Genomic DNA, 18171 nt, shown 5'->3' with positions numbered 1-18171 from the left:
TCAGGCTCCTTTTTCCGATTTGATGCGATAGAACCACTGCGACAATTGGCCGGAGACCACCACGCCGCAAAACATACTGGTGATGATCCCCAACGCCAAAGTGATGGCAAACCCCTTAACCGGGCCATAGCCAATGGACATCAACACCAGCGCGGTGATCATGGTAGTCAAATTGGCATCTATGATGCTGCTTTGCGCTTGCTGGTAACCACGCTGGAGCGCCGCACGCATGCTGCTTCCCTGTCGCTTTTCTTCTTTGACCCGCTCAAAGATAATCACATTGGTATCGACCGCCATACCTATCGTCAGGACCAGGCCGGCAATGCCGGGTAAGGTCAGCACAACGCCCGGTAGTAACGACATCAGGCCCACTAAACACACCAGATTCGCCACCAGCGCCATGCAGGCAATGACACCCAGCTTGCGATACCACAACAACATGAATCCCAATGTCAGCGACAGGCCCAGTGCCAGTGCACCAAAGCCACTCGCGATGTTCTGCGCACCCAGGTTAGGCCCTATGGTGCGTTCAGTTACTATGGTTAAAGGCGCATCTAAGGACCCTGCCCGCAATAACAGCGCCAGCTCCTGTGCCTTTTGCCATGACCCCAGGTTCGTTATGCTGAAGCGCTGCCCCAACACCTGTTGTATGGTGGCAACTGAGATCACCTGACTGCTTTGCCGGATCTCACCCCGGCTGTCGGCGATATACTCACTGTACATAGTCGCCATAGGCTGACCCACATTGGCGCGGGAAAAGCGCAACATTTTATCGCCGCCCCGGGATGATAAAAATAACTGCACCAGAGGTTTGCCATACTCGTCCCGGCCAGCCTGCGCCGAATCAATATCGGCACCGGTAAAAATCGCCAGCGGATCTAACCCAACCATGCCATGCTCTGCTTTGACGCGCTTGCCACCGAACTCCTGCAACGCATGGAAAGACAGTTGTGCTGTCGCACCGATGATCCGCTTTGCTGCCGCCGGATCCTGAACCCCGGGTAGCTCAATGCGAATGTAATTGGCCCCCTGACGCTGGGTCACAGCTTCTGTAATGCCTAACTCTTCGATCCGCGATCTGAGTGTGGTCAGCGACTGGGTCATGGTTTGTTGTTCAAAAGCCGCTTTGCCAGCCTCATCGTAGCTGAGTGTTGCCCGTAATAAATTACCCTGTTTATGTGTCTGGACGCTCAGGTGTTGAAACTGGGCCAGCAATGCCGTCTGTAACTGCTGCAATGCTGCCGTCCCCTGAGGGAGCGCCACCAACTCAAGACCTGCAACCGAACTGCGTTCAATACGCACGCCTTTTAATTTATCGCGGATGCGCTGGGATTTTGCCTCCAGCGCGATATTTTCCATGCGCTTTTCCAGTGCTTTGTCGGTATCGACTTTCAACACGAACAGCACCCCGCCATTTAAATCGAGGCCCAGCTTAATGGGTGATAACCCCAGCCGTTGCAACCAATATGGCGCAGTGGCTTGTTCAACCACTTTTACAGACGCCTGATCCTGCAACGCCTCGGCCAACACAGCTTGTGCAGAGGCTGAGGCAGTCTGTGGCGTTAACGTCACCAACGTTGGCTCGCCCGAACCTATCTGTGCAACGTTAAAGCCATGGCTTTGTAGCAATTGCACGAGTGTGTCGGGACTGGGCAAGGTCTGCGCTTGTGGCAGCGCACTGATACTGAGTTGGGTTTTGTTTTGATATAAGTTGGGCATGGCACACAAACCCAGTACAAGGATCACAGCCACCACTAACAGCCGTTTGAGCCGCGTCGGCCAGGCCGTATTCGCAGCGTTCGTTCTTCTATTCATAATTTGACTCACTTATCGATGAGCTGCATCGCTGAGCAGCTCACACTTTGCTATTTACCTGATAAAACATGTCGCAGCTCAACCAAGGTTCTGGTCGCTGCGTATCGTGAGATCAGGCGCTCAGCTGATAAGTCAGTTTTGCACGGTAAGTTAAATTAGCAGGCTGGCAGTCATTGATCAGGCCAGTGCGCATACGCGAGGCACACTGATGCCAGGGTCGTGTCAAAGGTTGGTGAATGTATTGCTGGCTCACTCGGTACAAGTCGGGATCAGCAAAGACATAGAGCAGGTCATAATCTGGCTGTTGGTCCGGATGCAGAAAGTAACTGGGATGCGTTAATCGGCTCTGTGACGGCAATTGTGCGGGATAGCTTGCCGGTTGTGAGTGTGACACCTCAGTACCTGGCGCAGACAAGTGCTTTATCAGTGCAGTGTCAGTGGCTTTATGCAAGAAGTCCTTGGTGTCAGGTTCTGCATTCACAGCATGTGACAACACAATCATTGGGACGTGCTGAGTTTGCCAATCTGCGGCCACGGCATCACGACTACCCATATTCAGTAGCGTACATAACAGCAAAAGCGGCACTAAACACCGTAGTATTTTGGCAAATGTCTCACAATTCATGTGGTGAAGATATAGACGGAAAAACGGTTTTTCAAGAGCGACAAGGCTAAATAGTTTGCTTACCTGTGAAACAGATATGGGGTAAAAAATAGGTTCCAGCACTTAACTAATTAAATGCTGGAACTAACTGGCGTTACACAGAATCTGTTACAGGGTCCGGTGTTGGAATGTCATTATTTCGTCAGTTGTTTAAACGCCGTACTAGCTGATTAACTTTCCAAACCACAGGCTCACTAACAAAGTTTTTATTACACAAAATAGCCAGTGTAATACCTTGGTCTAAATAAATACTCAATCGAGAGCTTACGCCTATCGAACCTCCCGAGTGACCGATAATTCTATTCCCTTGTTCACCTTGAGTTGAAAAACCATAGCCATAACCCGGTGAATGTAATTCAGGCTTCGCACTGTATGCTGCCTGGGTCAAGGCTTTAGACAGAAGCTTATATTGCGTCAGCGCTTGCGAAAATTTATGTAAATCAACAACCGTTGAAAACCCGCCGCCAGCTGCGCCGCCACGAGTCCCCATAAATTCGAGATTGTTTAGGCTTTTTTGTTGCTCTGCATCGTAGTAGTAACCAATGGCCATATTTTCAATTGCCTGCTTGGGGTCATAACTATCAGAATGAATCATGCCGGCAGGTTGATAGATGTACTCTCGAATATAGCGGTAATAACTTTTACCACTGACCTTTTCAATGATTTCCCCCAATAAAACCATGCCATCGTTACTGTACCTAAATTGACCACCTGGTGTTGCAGCTAAGGTTAGGTGTTTAAAGTTTTTCGTAACTTCTCTTTCGGCACTACCTGAGCTTTGCTCTGTATCTGGTGCTTGTGACCAACCTAATCCGGCGGTATGGCTTAACAATTGGCGCACGGTTATTTGATCGAACTCTCCAGCAGGGAACATTGCCGGGTCAATAAACTTGATTAACTTATCATCCAAGCTCATTTTCTGCTGCTCAACCAGCTGTAAAATGCCCACCGCGGTAAACATTTTATTCATTGATGCCAGATTGAACTTAGTGTCTACATTGTTTTTTGCTGTCCGTTCGAGATTGGTGAAGCCTTTTGCGTCTTGGTAGAGCACAGTATCAGTGTCAGCGATAAGTATTGCCCCAGAGAACAACCCCTTAGCAGTAAGACTATTAATATAGTGACGTACTTGGCTTATCAGTTCCGTTTTCGATATTTTGCTATTTTCTTCATTAGGGTGTGACGTGGGTTGCAGATAAAAATTGGCCAGTTTGTTTGGTGATTGTTGTGGCATTGTCATGGTTAAGTTGTACCATAAATCGGTGTTTCTCGACTTTACTCTTATCCTAAATCGCTCAGTACCATTGTGCGTAGATAACGGTTCAATGGTATCAAGCTCGAGAAATCCATGAAATCGCCGTTCACCGGTAATATAACCGATATAACGCGCTCGGCCTTCTCCACCAAATGCCTCAATACTCGATTGTGCCATATGATGATCAACAAATTTAACAACGGATGCCTGTTGCTTGTCATTCATCACTCGAATAAATTCATGGATCAATTCCTCTGCATTTTCTGCCGGCTTGGCGAGACTTGATTGGCTGTAAAATAAGACAGTGGAAAGCAGCACGCAACATGTTAGCAAGTGCCTAATTACACTCAAACGGTTTATATAGTGACACAAAAAAGAACGAACAGCTTCTGCGAACAAAATTTGTTTTTTGGTAGGATGTAGGTTCACATTTTTATCCTTTTAACAGTGGGTTAATTGATTTACCTGACCCCCAGCATTACCGGGCAGTGCTTAAATGGCGATGGAGAAACCGTTCGGATTGCGTTAAGAAAAGCTTAAGAGTTGAATTTATTAATGAATATCAAATTACTAGAAAAAAACACAGAGGGTAAAATCAAGGAAATTTCAGCTCATCAACAGTCAAGCAACGAGATATTCTTCATCAATGATGCGCAAATTTTCCCTCAAAAAGGCGAAATAAAACTCGGAGAACAACTGCATTCAGTTGAGCCTAAGGTCATGGAAGTACTGCTGGTTTTGTGCCGCCAGCTCAATAACGTGGTAACGCCTGAGCATATCTTTGAACAAGTGTGGCCACGGTCCATTTATAACCCCAGCTCTATCCGGCGGTGTATCGCGATACTGAGAAAGTGCTTACAAGACGACTCTAAATCGCTGATAAAGACCCACCCTAAGCGCGGTTATATTTTGCAAGCCCAGGTGACTCCCCCCCCTTCACCAGCAGAAGCGACACCGACTCACTCTGATGTTTTGCCGCCTTTTTCAACTAAAAGTAAAACTGGCCGAACCATGCTTGTTAGCGCTCTATCGTTACTGTTACTTTCGGCAGTTGCGCTGGCTCTATTTTTTCCCCCCCCAACAAAGACAACTTTTGATTCACCTAACGTATGGCAAGTGAGCCATTTCCGTCCGCTAACAGCCAGCAATGACAACGAAACCTACGCCAGATACATAGATGGAAATCAACATATTGTGTTTATTCGTCATTCTGACGATGGCCCTAGTCAGTTATGGCTAAAGTCGTTGCAAACAAATGCAGAACAATTGTTGTTATCAAGCAAGGACAGTATTTTATTTTTTGAGGTTAAGCCTAAAGCCGGGATAGAAAGCAAACCAAACAACCAAACCGAAATACTTATTGCGATTAAAACCAGCAAGGGAGTTGAGTTTAGCAATTTAATTTTTAACAAAAAATATAAGCTAGACCAAAGCGACGTACTTTTTAGTGTTCCTGAAATTACCGGCATCTCGGCATTTTACTCAGATACGAAACATATATATTTTTTAGGAAAGGTTGCGGGAAAAACCAGCCTCTATTCAGGATCAATAGAAAACGGTACAGTTGAGCAATTGCTAACAAGCCATGACAACTTTACCCCTTATCGCATTTCTCGTTCACTTGATAAGAAAGGCATCGCAGTTTTAGGCTTTAATGCACAACACACCTCACAAATCTGGCATCTTTCAATACCCGATCGCAGTTTCACTTTATTCGCCTCATTAGACCAAAACTGGTATTTCATTGATACAAACCCGAACTTCAATGCCTATTTATTAAGTGACGGAAAATCTCTATTTCAATTAAATGCTTCTGCACACCTGTTGCCGATTACCTTTGAGAACTATGCATTTTTACATTTTCCCGGTTTTAGTCCTGATGGACAAAAACTGATCTACACACAGGCAACATTCAAAGGCGACATTGGCTGGCACAATATACGAAGCGCAGAATCTGCTTTTTGGACAGATGCTAATGCACATAGCTGGCAGGGCACATTATCGCAAGATGGTAACAAGCTTGCCTATATTTCCAATAAAAATGGCCACAGCCAGATGTTTGTTAAGGACTTAAATACGGGTGTTGACCACCTCGTATATGCCAATCAGGAGCAATATTTGGCATTATCAAAACCGGTGTGGAGCCCAAAGGGTGATAAGCTGGCAAGCGCTCGAAATGATCGGGTCTTTATTGTCAGTTTAGAGACAAATAAAATAAACCATTTAGATACGTTAGTCGGCCAACCAGAAGCCTGGCATCAAGATCGAAATGCACTATTTATCAGGGATAGCAATGGTAAATCCCCCAAATGGTTCACCTTTGATGTGAAAAATAAAACACAGACCTCTCAATATTTCCCTGACAAACACGTTGGCGTATTAACTAATTTAGGCCAATCGATGTCCATTTATCAGGGGGAGTTATATGATGATGAAGGGCAAATATTATGGCGGGCTCCTAACGACGGCCGCATAACTCAGCATTTTTCTGCCGATGCAGGCCTGTATTTCATTGTGATAGATAACACGAGGAGCAGCAGAACCGTATGGTATTTTGCCTTCGAGACGCAAACGGCAGACTTGATCATTGAGTTAACTGATAAAGGAATGGATATTTCTGATTTCAGGCAAGATCTGATGGTATTTAGCACATTCGAAAGTGAAACCGATATCATGACACTATCGATCAAATAACCACACGCTCAAAAGCTCAATTTCACGCCGCCCTTAATTTCATTCTTTAATAAGAAATGGCGTGTTGAACTTGATAACCGTCTACCAGAAGTTCAAGCTTTATGGTGTGGTGGATGGGAATCATAAAAAACCGCTTGATCTACAGAGGTAAATCAAGCGGTTACTGAAAAGGGTGAGTCAGCCTGTAAGCCGGGTTCTGTTCTCTCCCGAGGGAGATCGATAATCATTCGTCTAGGCTTGGGATCGCTCCCAAGCTCGAGCAACCTACCCGGTTCCGATGCGGGCCACACCATAAGGAACCCTATTTGGTCTTGCTCCGGGTGGAGTTTACCTTGCAACCAACTGTTACCAGTGGCCCGGTGCGCTCTTACCGCACCCTTTCACCCTTACCGGTTCCGAAGAACTTAGGCGGTCTTCTCTCTGCTGCACTTGTCGTAGGCTCACGCCCCCCAGCCGTTAGCTGGCACCCTGCCCAATGGAGCCCGGACTTTCCTCCCCCTGATCATTTTCGTCACAGGCAGCGATTATCCGGCTGACTCAGGCGGGCGATTATACGCACCTTTGCCATAAAACGCAGCATTAATTTGCGTTGCTTATGATTATTCTCCTTCGCGCTCGGCAATGATGGCTTTATACAGGGCGTTTTTCTTCAATCCGAAGTACTCAGCAGCAATGCCACAGGCTTTTTTCAGCGGCATTTCTCCTTCCAGTAAGCCGATCAGTTGTTTGGCTTCCGGCGACATTTCGCTACTCACCTGGATTTTACCTGGTAGCATCAGTACCAGCTCGCCCCGCTGACGCTCAGGTTCGTTTTCAAGAAAAGCGATCAGCTCACACACTGGCCCACTGAAAAAGGTTTCATAGGTTTTGGTCAACTCTTTGGCGAACACTATCTGCTGCTGCTCACCCAGTGCTGTTTGCAAGTCAGCCAGACTGGCCATGATACGGTGAGTGCTTTCATACATAATGCTGGTGATGCCGGACTCATGTGCCTCTGTAAAGAAGCTCTGGCGAGCCTGGCTTTTAGCGGGCGTAAAACCAACAAACTGGAAGCGATCCGTTGGCAATCCAGAGCAGCTTACTGCCGCAATTGCAGCACAGGCGCCAGGGACAGGGGTAACCTGAGCGCCAGCTTCACGACATAAGTTCACCACCGCATAGCCAGGGTCGCTAATAAGCGGTGTGCCGGCGTCGGATACCAGCGCGATATCCATGCCCTGCTCCAGCCAATCCAGAACCTGTTGTGCTTTTTGTTTCTCATTGTGGTCGTGCAATGCAAAGGTTTTTGCTTTTATGCTGAAGTGACTCAATAATTTACCTGTGTGACGCGTGTCCTCGGCAGCCACTAAGTCGACGTCTGCCAGCACTTTCAGCGCACGTTCACTGATGTCTTCTAAATTGCCTATGGGTGTGGCAACGATATACAGGGTGCCAATTTTGTCTGAGATTTCGGCATTTGTCATTGAGCTCTCCAGGGTCAGTCAGTAAGATATCCACAAACAAAAGGTATGAGTATAGGTTTGCGAGTGAGACTGAAAAATATAAGTCTAGTGATTGCGGTATTGTCAGGGTTATCGGCCTGTGGCACAACCCCTAAAACGGCATCAACGCAAGACAAACAGACATTGGCCACAGCCTCTACCGCACCAGCTGAACAACTGGATGCGCAAGGTCTGTTCGATAAGGCCAGCAGCAAACAAGGCGCAAGTAAAATCCAGTTGCTCTATCTGGCAAGGCAAGCCGCCATTGACGAACAAAACTGGCCCATTCTGGAACAGGCTTGTAGCGAGCTTGAAAGCAAAGCCAGTGTCGATCATGTACAAAACAAACTGTATACCGCGTTGGCCCGACAACAACAGCAGAAATTCAGCAGCGCGCTGGCCTTATTGCAAACGTTGGAAAGCAAATTAAAACTACCAGAGCATCAGGCCTGGCATCAGTATTTGATGGGCAGCGTGTATGCCGCCCAGCAGTTGCCCAAAAAAGCACTGGTCCATTATTTTAAAAGTGCTGACTTGGCCAACAAACACCAAGTGTCGATTGCCGGTCTGAACCGGGACATCTGGCAAGTATTACAGCAGTTGTCCTCTTATGCGCTGGAGCGCTTCGACCGCGGCACGGTTATCCAGCAAGGCTGGGTTAAACTGGCCAAGTATCATCAGATCTACCTCGGGTCGACGGTGCAACTTCATCAGGCATTAAATAACTGGCAACGCCGATATACCAGTCATCCAGGCAGTGAGATCATCCCCACAGAGGTAAAAACCACGCTGGACCTCGCGCCCTATGACGTGACCCGCATCGCGGTCTTATTACCAACTTCTGGCAACAGTGAACGCTTGGGCAGAGCCCTCAAAAATGGCTTCCTGGCCGCAATGGACAACAACCGGATTGAAGAAATTTTCTTTATTGATGAAACGCTGGATGTTGCACAAATTGATAAAGAGCTACAACAAAGTCAGGCCGAATTTGTCATTGGTCCGTTACTCAAAAGCAATGTAGAGAAGCTCACCGCCAGTACATATTTAACGACCACACCTGCCCTGTTTTTAAACACTCTGGATACCGCTTCACAGGCCGATAATCCAGACCATTATTACTTTGCACTGGACCCCGAGCATGAGGTTGAGCAGGCCATGGTGCACTTTCTCGCCAAAGGCTATCAAAAGCCGATGCTATTGGCGCCCGATACCGCATCCGGTAAACGCTTGATCAGCCACTTTGAAACCCAGTGGCAGCGTTATAGCGAAACCCACCCGGAAGTCGGCTTTTACTCAGACAGTGAAAACATGGCCGAAGTGGTTGGCCAATTGCTTGAAGTAGACAGCTCAAAACAGCGGATCAGCACCATTAAGCGTATGTTTCGCAAAGAGCTGGAAAGTGAGACCCGCTCACGTCGTGATATAGATGCTATCTATATTTTAGGGGATGCCATTGAAACTCGTTTACTCAAACCTTATCTGGACGTGAATGTCAGTACCTTTGCCGATCGTATCCCGCTCTATGCCAGCTCACGAAGTTACAGCAAGCAGATAGACAAAACAGACAAAGGGGACCTAGAAGGGCTGTTTTTCACCGAAGTACCCTGGATGCTACCCGGCGCGGTCAAATTGCAAAACTTGCGCGAACAACACTCTGCCTTATGGCCGGAGCAATCAGACATTGAGCAACGCCTGTTTGCCATGGCCTATGATGCCCTGAACCTGCTCCCTGAAATTAAGCAGCTGAGTAAAATACCAGGCAAAGAATTTGACGGCCTGACTGGTGCGCTCACCATCAAAGAGGCTAACCGGATTGATCGTCAGCTGAGCTGGGCACAATATCACAAAAAACAGATCAGACTGGTTAGCCTGGACCAGCGCCCGCCTACACCGCTGTTTATGAAACAGCTGTATGACAATTACCAGGCACAGCAGTAAACGATGTTTGGCAACCTGTTCAGTCATAGCCGAGAAAAAGGCCAACACTATGAAGAGGTTGCTGAAACTTATCTTAAACAACAGGGTCTTAAAGCCATAATGCGTAATTATTTATGCCGCTATGGTGAAATCGACCTGATCATGAAAGAAGGCGATACCTGGGTGTTCGTCGAAGTAAAATTCCGCCGTGGCGGAGGCTTTGGTGGCGCAATACAGGCGCTGAGTCAAAGTAAGTTACAAAAATTGCGTCGCAGTATATATAATTACCTGCAACAATCGGCTTTGCACAATGTCCCTGTCCGAATCGACTTTGTAGCAATTCAAGGCGATAAAAACCCAGATATCCAATGGATTAGAAATATAACTTAGTATGCAAGAATCAATTAAAGAGATCTTTACCGAAAGTATTCAAGCACAAATTGCCGCAGGTGAAGCGCTCCCTGAGGTACTTGAATCAACGGCTTATGCAATTGCACAGTGCCTTATCAACGGCAATAAACTGATCTGTTGTGGCGTACCAAGCTGCCACATGATGGCAGAACACTTCAGCAATCTGTTGGTGAATTACTTTGAGACTGAACGCCCGTGTCTGCCTGCACTAACCCTGAGCCAGACTCAGATCAACTTGAGTAACAACGACGAGAACCAGGGGTCGGACTATTTTGCCCGCCAGGTTCGCGCTATTTCAAATGAAAATGATCTGCTGTTTGTTGTGGCCATCGACGGGCATGAAAAAAGCGTGATCAGTGCCGTAGAGGCCGCGCTGACCAATGATCTCAATGTCATTGCGCTGATCGGCGATGATGGTGGCGAGCTAACGGGACTGCTGGGACCCAATGACGTAGAAATACGGGTGCCCAGTAAACGTGCCAGCCGCATTCTCGAGACCCACTTGTTTACCGTACACTGCCTGAGCCAGTTAATCGACAATATTCTCTTTCCACAGGACGCATAAAAGATGTTAAAACGACCTGCACTGATACTTTGCTCTGTGTTATTGATCCAGGGCTGCGCAGCCGCAGTTGTGGCCGGTACCGCTGGCGCTGTCACGTCAGCCAATGACAGACGAACACTGGGCTCACAAATTGATGATAACAATATCGAGATCAAAGGAACGCTGGCACTTAAGCGCATTCCGGCACTGGCTAACCACGCTAATATTAGCCTGGTGAGTGTCAACGGCCACGTGCTGATGGTGGGTCAGGTAAGCACCATAGAAATGAAACAACAAGCTCACAGCACTCTGAAAGGCGTTCAGGGCATTAAGCAAATATACAATCAGCTGCGGATCGGCAGCAACATTGGTATCACCACCCAGACAAATGACAGCTGGTTAACCACCAAAGTAAAAACCAAATTGATTGCCGACGACCACATAGATGGCAGCAATATTAAGGTAGTCACCGAAAACAGCGAAGTCTTTCTGATGGGCCTGGTCAATCACACAGAAGCCGAGCGAGCCGTTGATATTGCACGCAATGTGCACGGGGTGCTGAAAGTCGTTAAAGCCTTCGAAATCTTGTAATAGTTAATACCAATTTCACTTAATACCTGTGTACTTTGAAGGAGCAAATATGACACTAACTGTGTTAAAGATTTTTCATTTAGAACAACTAAATAGGAAAATTTTTGCCTCGCCTACATGGATGTAGGTGTCTCAGCAGTAGCAGGACGCGGGAGCGGTGTTATTGACGATATTTTCTCGCCTCAAAATAGAACACTTAATTAAGCAAATTGGTATAATAAAGAGATATAAAAAAACCTGCCCTATGGCAGGTTTTTTATGATTTGACGTGCTACTTTATCACTCTCAGATGCGAGGTTTTCTTCGCCTTTTCAGGCGTTTCTTTATCGGCTGAAGTGACTTCAACTGATCCCTCACGTTCTTCTGCTTGAGTCTGAGTATCGTCTTCTGAGAGCATATCATCCTGCGGATGTTCCGGCTCAGAGAAGATCGTACCTTCACCATTTTCACGCGCATAGATAGCCAGTACAGCACCAATTGGCACATAAACCTGCATGGGCTGGCCAGAGAAACGCGCGTTGAAGCTCAATGCATCATTGTCCATTAAAAAGTTAGCAGCTGCTGAAGGGCTAACATTCAGCACTATCTGCCCCTGCTGAACAAACTGACGTGGTACCTCAACCGCCGGAAACTCAGCATCAACCACAATATGGGGTGTACACTGGTTATCGACAATCCAGTCGTAAAAAGCACGCAATAGATAGGGGCGATTTGAAGTCATTAGCTGCGGATCTCACGCTCAGCTTCAGTTAATGAAGCCTGGAATGAATCGCGCTCGAATAAACGCAGCATGTACTCTTTCAGCTCTTTTGCACCAGCACCTGACAGGTCAATGCCAAGCTGTGGCAAGCGCCATAATAGAGGAGCCAGATAACAATCAACCAAGCTGAACTCTTCACTCATGAAGTAAGGTGCTTCACTGAAGATAGGTGCGATCGCAAGTAACGCTTCTGTCAGCTCTTTGCGTGCCTGTTCGGCATCTGCACCACCGTGCGCAATCTTTTCTGCAAGGCTGTACCAGTCTGTTTCGATACGGTGCATCATTAGACGGCTGCGACCACGCATAACAGGGTAGACAGGCATTAATGGAGGATGAGGGAAACGCTCATCAAGGTATTCCATTATGATATTTGCCTGATACAGGCCTAATTCTCTGTCGATCAGAGTGGGAACTGTACCATAAGGGTTAATCTCATGCAGTGCCTCTGGCAAGTTGTCCTTTTCGGCCAGATGAATATCGACACTTACCCCTTTCTCGGCCAATACGATACGAACCTGATGGCTGTACATACAGTTTGCACCGGAGAAAAGAGTCATAACAGGGCGCTTATTGGCAGCAACGGCCATGCCTACCTCCATAAATTAATGACAAAGTAATAAAATCACTTTAATACCAATTTTATGTAATAAAATCGATAAAAACAGCAATAGGGGCTTAAGCCCCTATTGCATCAATTGCTGGTAAATGTCCAGATTAATGGACATCTCTCCAGTATTCTTTCTTCAGCAGGAATGCCAGAATAAAGAAGATAACCAGGAAGCCAAGTACTTTAATACCCATAGCTTCTGATTGAAGACGTGAAGGCTCACCAACATAGGCCATGAAGTTAGTCAGGTCACGAACGGCCTGATCATATTCATCTGAGCTTAGCTCACCTGAACCATCTGTTGAGATGCTTTTCACTTTCTGAACGGCTACGCCGTTCTCTTCTACTTCTTCAAACTCCGCAGTAGGCACACCTTGTAACTCTTGCAGTACGTGTGGCATACCAACCAGTGGGAACACTGAGTTGTTCACACCAAACGGACGGCTTTCGTCAACGTAGAATGACTTCAGATAAGTATAGATCCAGTCAGCACCACGTACACGAGCAACCAAAGTTAGATCTGGTGGCGCAGCACCAAACCATTTTGCTGCGTCATCGGTATCCATGGCATTCAGAATGTGACCACCCACTTTTGAACCATCAAAAATTAGGGTCTCTTTACCAATATCAACCGGAATACCGATGTCACGGAAAGTACGCTCATAACGCTGATACTGCATCTGGTGACAACCCAGGCAGTAGTTCATGAACAACTTAGCACCGCGTTGCAAAGACGCATTATCAGTCAGGTCATGGTTCGACTCCAGTAAAGGAACCGACGGACCGGCTGCCATTGCAAAGGTAGGCAGCAATGCGAATAAACCAATTAGTAGCTTTTTCATCATTTCGTCAACCTCGTAGGCAATGGCTTAGTAGTTTCATTCTTCGAGTACACAAACAGCAGTACGAAGAACATGAAGTAAGTTACGGTACAAATTTGCGACAGAATCGTTGAAGTCACTGTCTGCGGTGTTGCACCAGCCCAACCCAGGATGAAGAAGGTAACAACGAACTGAGCAATGTTCAGCTTGTGGATACCACTACGGTAGCGGATTGAACGAACCTTACCACGGTCTAGCCAAGGCAGTAATGCCAGCATCACGATAGATACACCCATCGCAATAACACCCAGCAGCTTGTCAGGGATTGCACGCAGGATGGCGTAGAAAGGTGTGAAATACCAAACTGGGAAAATATGCTCTGGTGTTTTCAGCGGGTTAGCCGCTTCAAAGTTAGGCGCTTCTAAGAAGAAACCGTTCATCTCTGGCATGAAGAATACCACCCAGCAGAACAGAATTAAGAAACCAGCCACACCCAGAATATCTTTAACGGTGTAATACGGGTGGAAAGGGATCGCATCAACGATATCTTTTTTACTTGTATAGTACTCGTGGAACTTGAATTTTGGCTTGTCTTCTTCAGCAACGGTGCCTTTTTTACGCTTGATGTCGATACCGTCAGGGTTATTTGAACCCACTTCGTGTAGCGCAACAATGTGCAGGAATACCAGAATGACCAGTACCAGTGGCAGTGCAATCACGTGCAGTGCAAAGAAGCGGTTCAGAGTCGCACCTGAGATTACGTAGTCACCACGGATCCACAATGTCAGGTCTTCACCAATAACCGGGATCGCACCAAACAGTGAAATAATTACCTGAGCACCCCAGAATGACATCTGGCCCCAAGGTAACAGGTAACCCATGAATGCTTCAGCCATCAACGCTAGGAAGATAAGCATACCGAAGACCCACAGCAACTCTCGCGGCTTCTGATAAGAGCCGTAGATCATGCCACGGAACATGTGCAAATAGACAACGACGAAGAATGCCGACGCCCCTGTCGAGTGCAAGTAACGAAGTAACCAACCGTACTCTACATCACGCATGATGTATTCAATTGAAGCAAACGCGCCTTCGCCTGAAGGAACATAGTTCATAGTCAACCAGATACCCGTCAGGATCTGGTTTACCAGTACCAGGATAGCCAGTGAGCCAAACAGATACCAGAAGTTAAAGTTCTTAGGTGCTGGATATTGCGCGATATGCATATTCCAGACACGGGTCATTGGAATACGATCATCAATCCAGTTCATCACAGCGCCGATTGCGCCTGGCTTATCAACCTTCGCAGTCATTATGCAACCCCTTCTTCTTCACCTACCAAAATGGTAGTGTCGTCAATAAAGGTATAAGGTGGGATCTCCAGGTTCAGAGGAGCTGGTACAGCCTGGAATACCCGGCCGGCCATATCGAACTTAGAACCGTGACAAGGACAGAAGAAGCCGTGCTCCGTTCCTTCAACCTTCTCACCAAAACCACCATTGAGGAACGACGGAGAACAACCTAAGTGAGTACAAATACCGACTGCGACAAAAATCTCAGGGCGCTTAGAACGATGAGGGTTTTTGGCAGAGTCGAGCTGTTGTGGCTCTTCTGAGTTAGGATCACGAAGGTTTCCTTCGTGTTTTTTCATTTCATCCAACATCGTAGGCGTACGATACACAACCCATACAGGTTTGCCTCGCCACTCAACACGAATCAATTGTCCAGGCTCAAGCTTGCTGATATCTACTTCTACAGGCGCACCTGCAGATTTAGCTCGCTCACTCGGATTCCAAGACGCAATAAAAGGAACAGCAGCTCCAACCGCACCAACGCCACCTACGACAGAGGTAGCGATAGTTAAGAAGCGACGTCGGCTGTTGTCTACAGGCGCATTGCTCATCCACTTATCTCCACTATGAATCTCAACACTTGCTATATTGAGAACATCAGTTACAGCAGGTTAATTTTAAGAAACTACAAAATAGACGCGATCATAAATAAATCCCTTGATTAAAACAAGGTTATTCCAGCACCATGCCCGAATAAACCCACGAATATTAGGGGATTGGTTACTTCGAGCATGAAGCCGATTTACTATGGTAAAACGTCATACGCGACCTTTCACTGACTAAGATCAAGCTCAGCAGACGAGCTATCAAAATTTAACCAGTGTTTTTCGCGACTCATTACTTGCCCCGCAATTGTAGCAAAAAAATGCGCTGAGATATCGTCCGAACTCGACTAATTATTATAATTATTGAACTTTTTTGACCATAAATCTGGCCGAAGGATCAAACGTGGCATTAAGAAGGAAAATGGACAGCAAAAATTGCGAAGATTTATGACGACAAAAAACAAAAAACCCAGCACGAGGCTGGGTTTTTGCAATTCTGAAACGTAATAAATTAACGTTTTGAGAACTGAGTCTTCTTACGTGCTTTCTTAAGACCAACTTTCTTACGCTCAACTTGACGAGCATCGCGAGTAACAAAGCCAGCTTTACGTAGAGAAGGACGTAGTGACTCGTCAAACTCCATTAGTGCACGAGTGATACCGTGACGGATAGCACCAGCTTGACCAGTCATACCACCACCTGCAACAGTGATGTATAGGTCAAACTTTTCTGTCATTTCAACTAGCTCTAGAGGCTGACGAACAACCATGCGAGAAGTTTCACGACCGAAGTACTCTTCGATAGAACGCTGATTAATTACGATGTTGCCAGTGCCTGGGCGTAGGAATACGCGAGCACTTGAACTTTTACGACGACCTGTACCGTAGTATTGATTTGCCATGAGTAGTGCTCCTTAAATGTCTAGAACCTGAGGCTGTTGAGCCGCGTGGTTATGCTCGTTACCAGCGTAAACTTTCAGTTTACGGAACATTTCACGACCCAAAGGACCGCGAGGTAACATGCCTTTAACTGCTTTTTCGATGATCATTTCAGGCTTTTTAGCTTGAAGTTTTTCGAAGTTTACAGATTTAAGGCCACCTGGGTAACCAGAGTGTGCATAGTACATTTTGTCCTGAGCTTTGTTACCAGTTACAGTAACTTTCTCAGCGTTGATAACGATGATGTAATCACCAGTGTCAACATGTGGAGTGTACTCAGCTTTATGCTTACCGCGTAGGCGAGAAGCGATTTCAGTAGCAATGCGACCTAAAGTTTTACCTTCAGCGTCAACTACGTACCAGTCACGTTTTACAGTTTCTGGTTTAGCAACAAACGTTTTCATTATAAAAATCCAAAGTTTTCAGTTAAAACCACAGGTAGTCCGAATGACTACCGCTCTACTTTTTGGTGCTTTAACCCCTTCGAGTTTAAGACTTTTTTGCCGCTCAAGTCAGTGGCTAAGCCGACGAGGGCAATAGTAACGCAACGTGGCAGGCCGCGGATTATAGCAAGGGTTTTGCCACGATGCTAGGGGATGGCTGTTTTTTCCACAAAAAACATGCCATTCTCTGAAATGGGTGTCGATTTCACTGTGCTAAGGCGTTACGCAAGGTGCTCGCGGGCGAGATACTCCAGTGATTGCATTTCCTGTAAACGACTGATGCAACGCTTAAACTCAAAGTTCAGTGTACCGTCAGTGTAAAGCTCTGTGATGGGCGCCTCTGCGGAAATGATCAACGTCACATTGCGCTCATAGAATTCATCCACCAGAGCAATAAAACGCCTTGCCGCATCATCGTTGTTCTGCCCCATCTGTTTAACATCCGATAAGATAACGGTGTTATACAGGCGACTGATCTCCATATAATCCACCTGAGAGCGCGCCGTTTCGCACAGCGCACTAAAATCGAACATCACAATACAGTCAGACACTTTACGGGTCTGGATCAGACGCCCTTCAATCTCAATTGGCTCGTCCAGTTTGCCTGGTTCAGGCGACAATTTATCGAAGTACTCAAACAGGTTATCGTCGGCATCTTTGCCCAGAGGACTATGAAAGATCTCGGCTTGCTCCAGCGTTCGCAAGCGGTAATCGATCCCAGAATCCACATTGACCACTTCCGTATTTTCATTCACCAGCGCGATTGCAGGTAAAAAGCGTGCGCGTTGCAAGCCATTACGGTACAGCTCATCGGGAATGATATTGGACGTTGCAACCAGCACAATGCCGCGCTCAAACAGCGCTTCCATTAAGCCTCCGAGCAACATGGCATCGGTAATGTCCTGCACAAAGAACTCATCGAAACAGATGATATCCGTTTCGGCTTTAAAAATGTCTGCCACCACTTCCAGTGGGTTTTTCACTTCTTTCAGTTTTTTGAGCTCATCATGAACGCGATGCATAAAGCGGTGAAAATGGACCCGCATCTTACGCTCAGTGGGCAAAGCCTCATAAAACGTATCAACCAGATAAGTTTTTCCACGCCCTACGCCACCCCAGAAATATAGCCCTTTGACTTTGGGCTGTTGTGTCTTTTTCAGTCCAAACAAGCTACCCAGCAGGCTTTTTTTGACCGGCACCTGATTAACCAGATCATCATAAAGTCTCTGCAGGTGCCGGACGGCATTTTCCTGTGCGCTGTCGTGATGAAAATCATCACGCTGTAAGTCTTGTTGGTACTTTTCCCAGGGCGTCATCATCTTTTTTATTGTCG

The 18171-nt window shown here is 46.7% G+C and carries 17 protein-coding genes and 1 other RNA gene; 5 read left to right on the top strand and 13 right to left on the bottom strand.

The features are described from left to right. The 3 genes from secD to AT705_RS14180 all read right to left on the bottom strand — a co-directional run bounded on the left by secD (position 1) and on the right by AT705_RS14180 (position 4163). Positions 1–1815 (bottom strand): protein translocase subunit SecD, encoded by a 1815-nt coding sequence (gene secD, locus AT705_RS14190; RefSeq protein WP_058797062.1) that lies wholly within the window; start codon positions 1813–1815, stop codon positions 1–3. Between the two features lie 112 nt (positions 1816–1927). Next, positions 1928–2401, bottom strand: coding sequence for a hypothetical protein (locus AT705_RS14185; protein WP_157576796.1), 474 nt, complete (start codon positions 2399–2401; stop codon positions 1928–1930). A gap of 220 nt (positions 2402–2621) precedes the next feature. Next, positions 2622–4163: a serine hydrolase domain-containing protein gene (locus AT705_RS14180; protein WP_157576794.1), complete on the bottom strand. Its 1542-nt coding sequence runs from the start codon at positions 4161–4163 to the stop codon at positions 2622–2624. 126 nt (positions 4164–4289) lie between these two features. Between AT705_RS14180 and AT705_RS14175 the strand changes: the two genes are divergently transcribed. Continuing rightward, positions 4290–6428 (top strand): winged helix-turn-helix domain-containing protein, encoded by a 2139-nt coding sequence (locus tag AT705_RS14175; protein WP_058797059.1) that lies wholly within the window; start codon positions 4290–4292, stop codon positions 6426–6428. A gap of 169 nt (positions 6429–6597) precedes the next feature. Here the strand turns inward: AT705_RS14175 and rnpB are convergent. Next, positions 6598–6968, bottom strand: an RNA gene (rnpB, locus tag AT705_RS19530) — RNase P RNA component class A. Between the two features lie 59 nt (positions 6969–7027). Further along, on the bottom strand, positions 7028–7891 hold the full coding sequence (gene rsmI / locus AT705_RS14170) for a 16S rRNA (cytidine(1402)-2'-O)-methyltransferase (protein WP_058797058.1): 864 nt from the start codon (positions 7889–7891) through the stop codon (positions 7028–7030). A gap of 63 nt (positions 7892–7954) precedes the next feature. Between rsmI and AT705_RS14165 the strand changes: the two genes are divergently transcribed. Genes AT705_RS14165 through dolP form a run of 4 tightly spaced genes read left to right on the top strand, consistent with a single transcriptional unit; the run spans position 7955 to position 11372 of the window. Further along, positions 7955–9847, top strand: coding sequence for a penicillin-binding protein activator (locus tag AT705_RS14165; protein WP_058798007.1), 1893 nt, complete (start codon positions 7955–7957; stop codon positions 9845–9847). 3 nt (positions 9848–9850) lie between these two features. Then, positions 9851–10216 carry a YraN family protein gene (locus AT705_RS14160; RefSeq protein WP_058797057.1) on the top strand — a complete coding sequence of 122 codons (366 nt, stop codon included), beginning with the start codon at positions 9851–9853 and terminating at the stop codon, positions 10214–10216. Between the two features lies 1 nt (position 10217). Further along, positions 10218–10802: an SIS domain-containing protein gene (locus AT705_RS14155; RefSeq protein WP_010386593.1), complete on the top strand. Its 585-nt coding sequence runs from the start codon at positions 10218–10220 to the stop codon at positions 10800–10802. Between the two features lie 3 nt (positions 10803–10805). Beyond that, positions 10806–11372 (top strand): division/outer membrane stress-associated lipid-binding lipoprotein, encoded by a 567-nt coding sequence (gene dolP, locus AT705_RS14150; RefSeq protein ID WP_058797056.1) that lies wholly within the window; start codon positions 10806–10808, stop codon positions 11370–11372. 271 nt (positions 11373–11643) lie between these two features. Here the strand turns inward: dolP and AT705_RS14145 are convergent, their stop codons facing one another. The 8 genes from AT705_RS14145 to zapE form a co-directional block, all read right to left on the bottom strand. Continuing rightward, complete coding sequence (locus AT705_RS14145) at positions 11644–12093, bottom strand: ClpXP protease specificity-enhancing factor (RefSeq protein WP_058797055.1); 450 nt, start codon at positions 12091–12093, stop codon at positions 11644–11646. After that, the gene (sspA, locus tag AT705_RS14140; RefSeq protein ID WP_049862862.1) at positions 12093–12719 is read right to left on the bottom strand and encodes a stringent starvation protein SspA; all 627 of its coding nucleotides are present in this window, start codon (positions 12717–12719) and stop codon (positions 12093–12095) included. Before sspA ends, AT705_RS14145 begins: the two co-directional genes overlap by 1 nt. A gap of 127 nt (positions 12720–12846) precedes the next feature. Then, positions 12847–13584 carry a cytochrome c1 gene (locus tag AT705_RS14135; RefSeq protein ID WP_058797054.1) on the bottom strand — a complete coding sequence of 246 codons (738 nt, stop codon included), beginning with the start codon at positions 13582–13584 and terminating at the stop codon, positions 12847–12849. Continuing rightward, positions 13581–14873: a cytochrome b gene (locus tag AT705_RS14130; RefSeq protein WP_049862863.1), complete on the bottom strand. Its 1293-nt coding sequence runs from the start codon at positions 14871–14873 to the stop codon at positions 13581–13583. The genes AT705_RS14135 and AT705_RS14130 overlap by 4 nt, the downstream gene beginning before the upstream one ends. Continuing rightward, complete coding sequence (gene petA / locus AT705_RS14125; RefSeq protein WP_010386601.1) at positions 14873–15463, bottom strand: ubiquinol-cytochrome c reductase iron-sulfur subunit; 591 nt, start codon at positions 15461–15463, stop codon at positions 14873–14875. Before petA ends, AT705_RS14130 begins: the two co-directional genes overlap by 1 nt. Before the next feature lie 505 nt (positions 15464–15968). Beyond that, on the bottom strand, positions 15969–16358 hold the full coding sequence (gene rpsI / locus AT705_RS14120) for a 30S ribosomal protein S9 (RefSeq protein WP_049862864.1): 390 nt from the start codon (positions 16356–16358) through the stop codon (positions 15969–15971). Positions 16359–16370: 12 nt separating this feature from the next. Continuing rightward, positions 16371–16799 carry a 50S ribosomal protein L13 gene (gene rplM, locus AT705_RS14115; protein ID WP_010386604.1) on the bottom strand — a complete coding sequence of 143 codons (429 nt, stop codon included), beginning with the start codon at positions 16797–16799 and terminating at the stop codon, positions 16371–16373. A 260-nt stretch (positions 16800–17059) separates the two neighbouring features. After that, a complete protein-coding gene (zapE, locus tag AT705_RS14110) occupies positions 17060–18154 on the bottom strand; it encodes a cell division protein ZapE (protein ID WP_058798006.1) in 1095 nt (364 codons plus the stop codon). Positions 18155–18171 lie beyond the last annotated feature (17 nt).

The organism is Pseudoalteromonas rubra (assembly GCF_001482385.1).
Lineage (GTDB): Bacteria > Pseudomonadota > Gammaproteobacteria > Enterobacterales > Alteromonadaceae > Pseudoalteromonas > Pseudoalteromonas ardens.
This window is presented reverse-complemented; position numbering and strand designations above follow the sequence as displayed.

What these genes read in the sequence shown, in the direction of transcription:
- zapE (WP_058798006.1), bottom strand. Translation starts at nt 18,154, where the DNA reads ATGACGCCCTGGGAAAAGTACCAACAAGACTTACAGCGTGATGATTTT.
- AT705_RS14155 (WP_010386593.1), top strand. Translation starts at nt 10,218, where the DNA reads ATGCAAGAATCAATTAAAGAGATCTTTACCGAAAGTATTCAAGCACAA.
- rpsI (WP_049862864.1), bottom strand. Translation starts at nt 16,358, where the DNA reads ATGGCAAATCAATACTACGGTACAGGTCGTCGTAAAAGTTCAAGTGCT.
- rsmI (WP_058797058.1), bottom strand. Translation starts at nt 7,891, where the DNA reads ATGACAAATGCCGAAATCTCAGACAAAATTGGCACCCTGTATATCGTT.
- AT705_RS14175 (WP_058797059.1), top strand. Translation starts at nt 4,290, where the DNA reads ATGAATATCAAATTACTAGAAAAAAACACAGAGGGTAAAATCAAGGAA.
- dolP (WP_058797056.1), top strand. Translation starts at nt 10,806, where the DNA reads ATGTTAAAACGACCTGCACTGATACTTTGCTCTGTGTTATTGATCCAG.
- rplM (WP_010386604.1), bottom strand. Translation starts at nt 16,799, where the DNA reads ATGAAAACGTTTGTTGCTAAACCAGAAACTGTAAAACGTGACTGGTAC.
- AT705_RS14135 (WP_058797054.1), bottom strand. Translation starts at nt 13,584, where the DNA reads ATGATGAAAAAGCTACTAATTGGTTTATTCGCATTGCTGCCTACCTTT.
- AT705_RS14145 (WP_058797055.1), bottom strand. Translation starts at nt 12,093, where the DNA reads ATGACTTCAAATCGCCCCTATCTATTGCGTGCTTTTTACGACTGGATT.
- AT705_RS14160 (WP_058797057.1), top strand. Translation starts at nt 9,851, where the DNA reads ATGTTTGGCAACCTGTTCAGTCATAGCCGAGAAAAAGGCCAACACTAT.
- AT705_RS14130 (WP_049862863.1), bottom strand. Translation starts at nt 14,873, where the DNA reads ATGACTGCGAAGGTTGATAAGCCAGGCGCAATCGGCGCTGTGATGAAC.
- secD (WP_058797062.1), bottom strand. Translation starts at nt 1,815, where the DNA reads ATGAATAGAAGAACGAACGCTGCGAATACGGCCTGGCCGACGCGGCTC.
- sspA (WP_049862862.1), bottom strand. Translation starts at nt 12,719, where the DNA reads ATGGCCGTTGCTGCCAATAAGCGCCCTGTTATGACTCTTTTCTCCGGT.
- petA (WP_010386601.1), bottom strand. Translation starts at nt 15,463, where the DNA reads ATGAGCAATGCGCCTGTAGACAACAGCCGACGTCGCTTCTTAACTATC.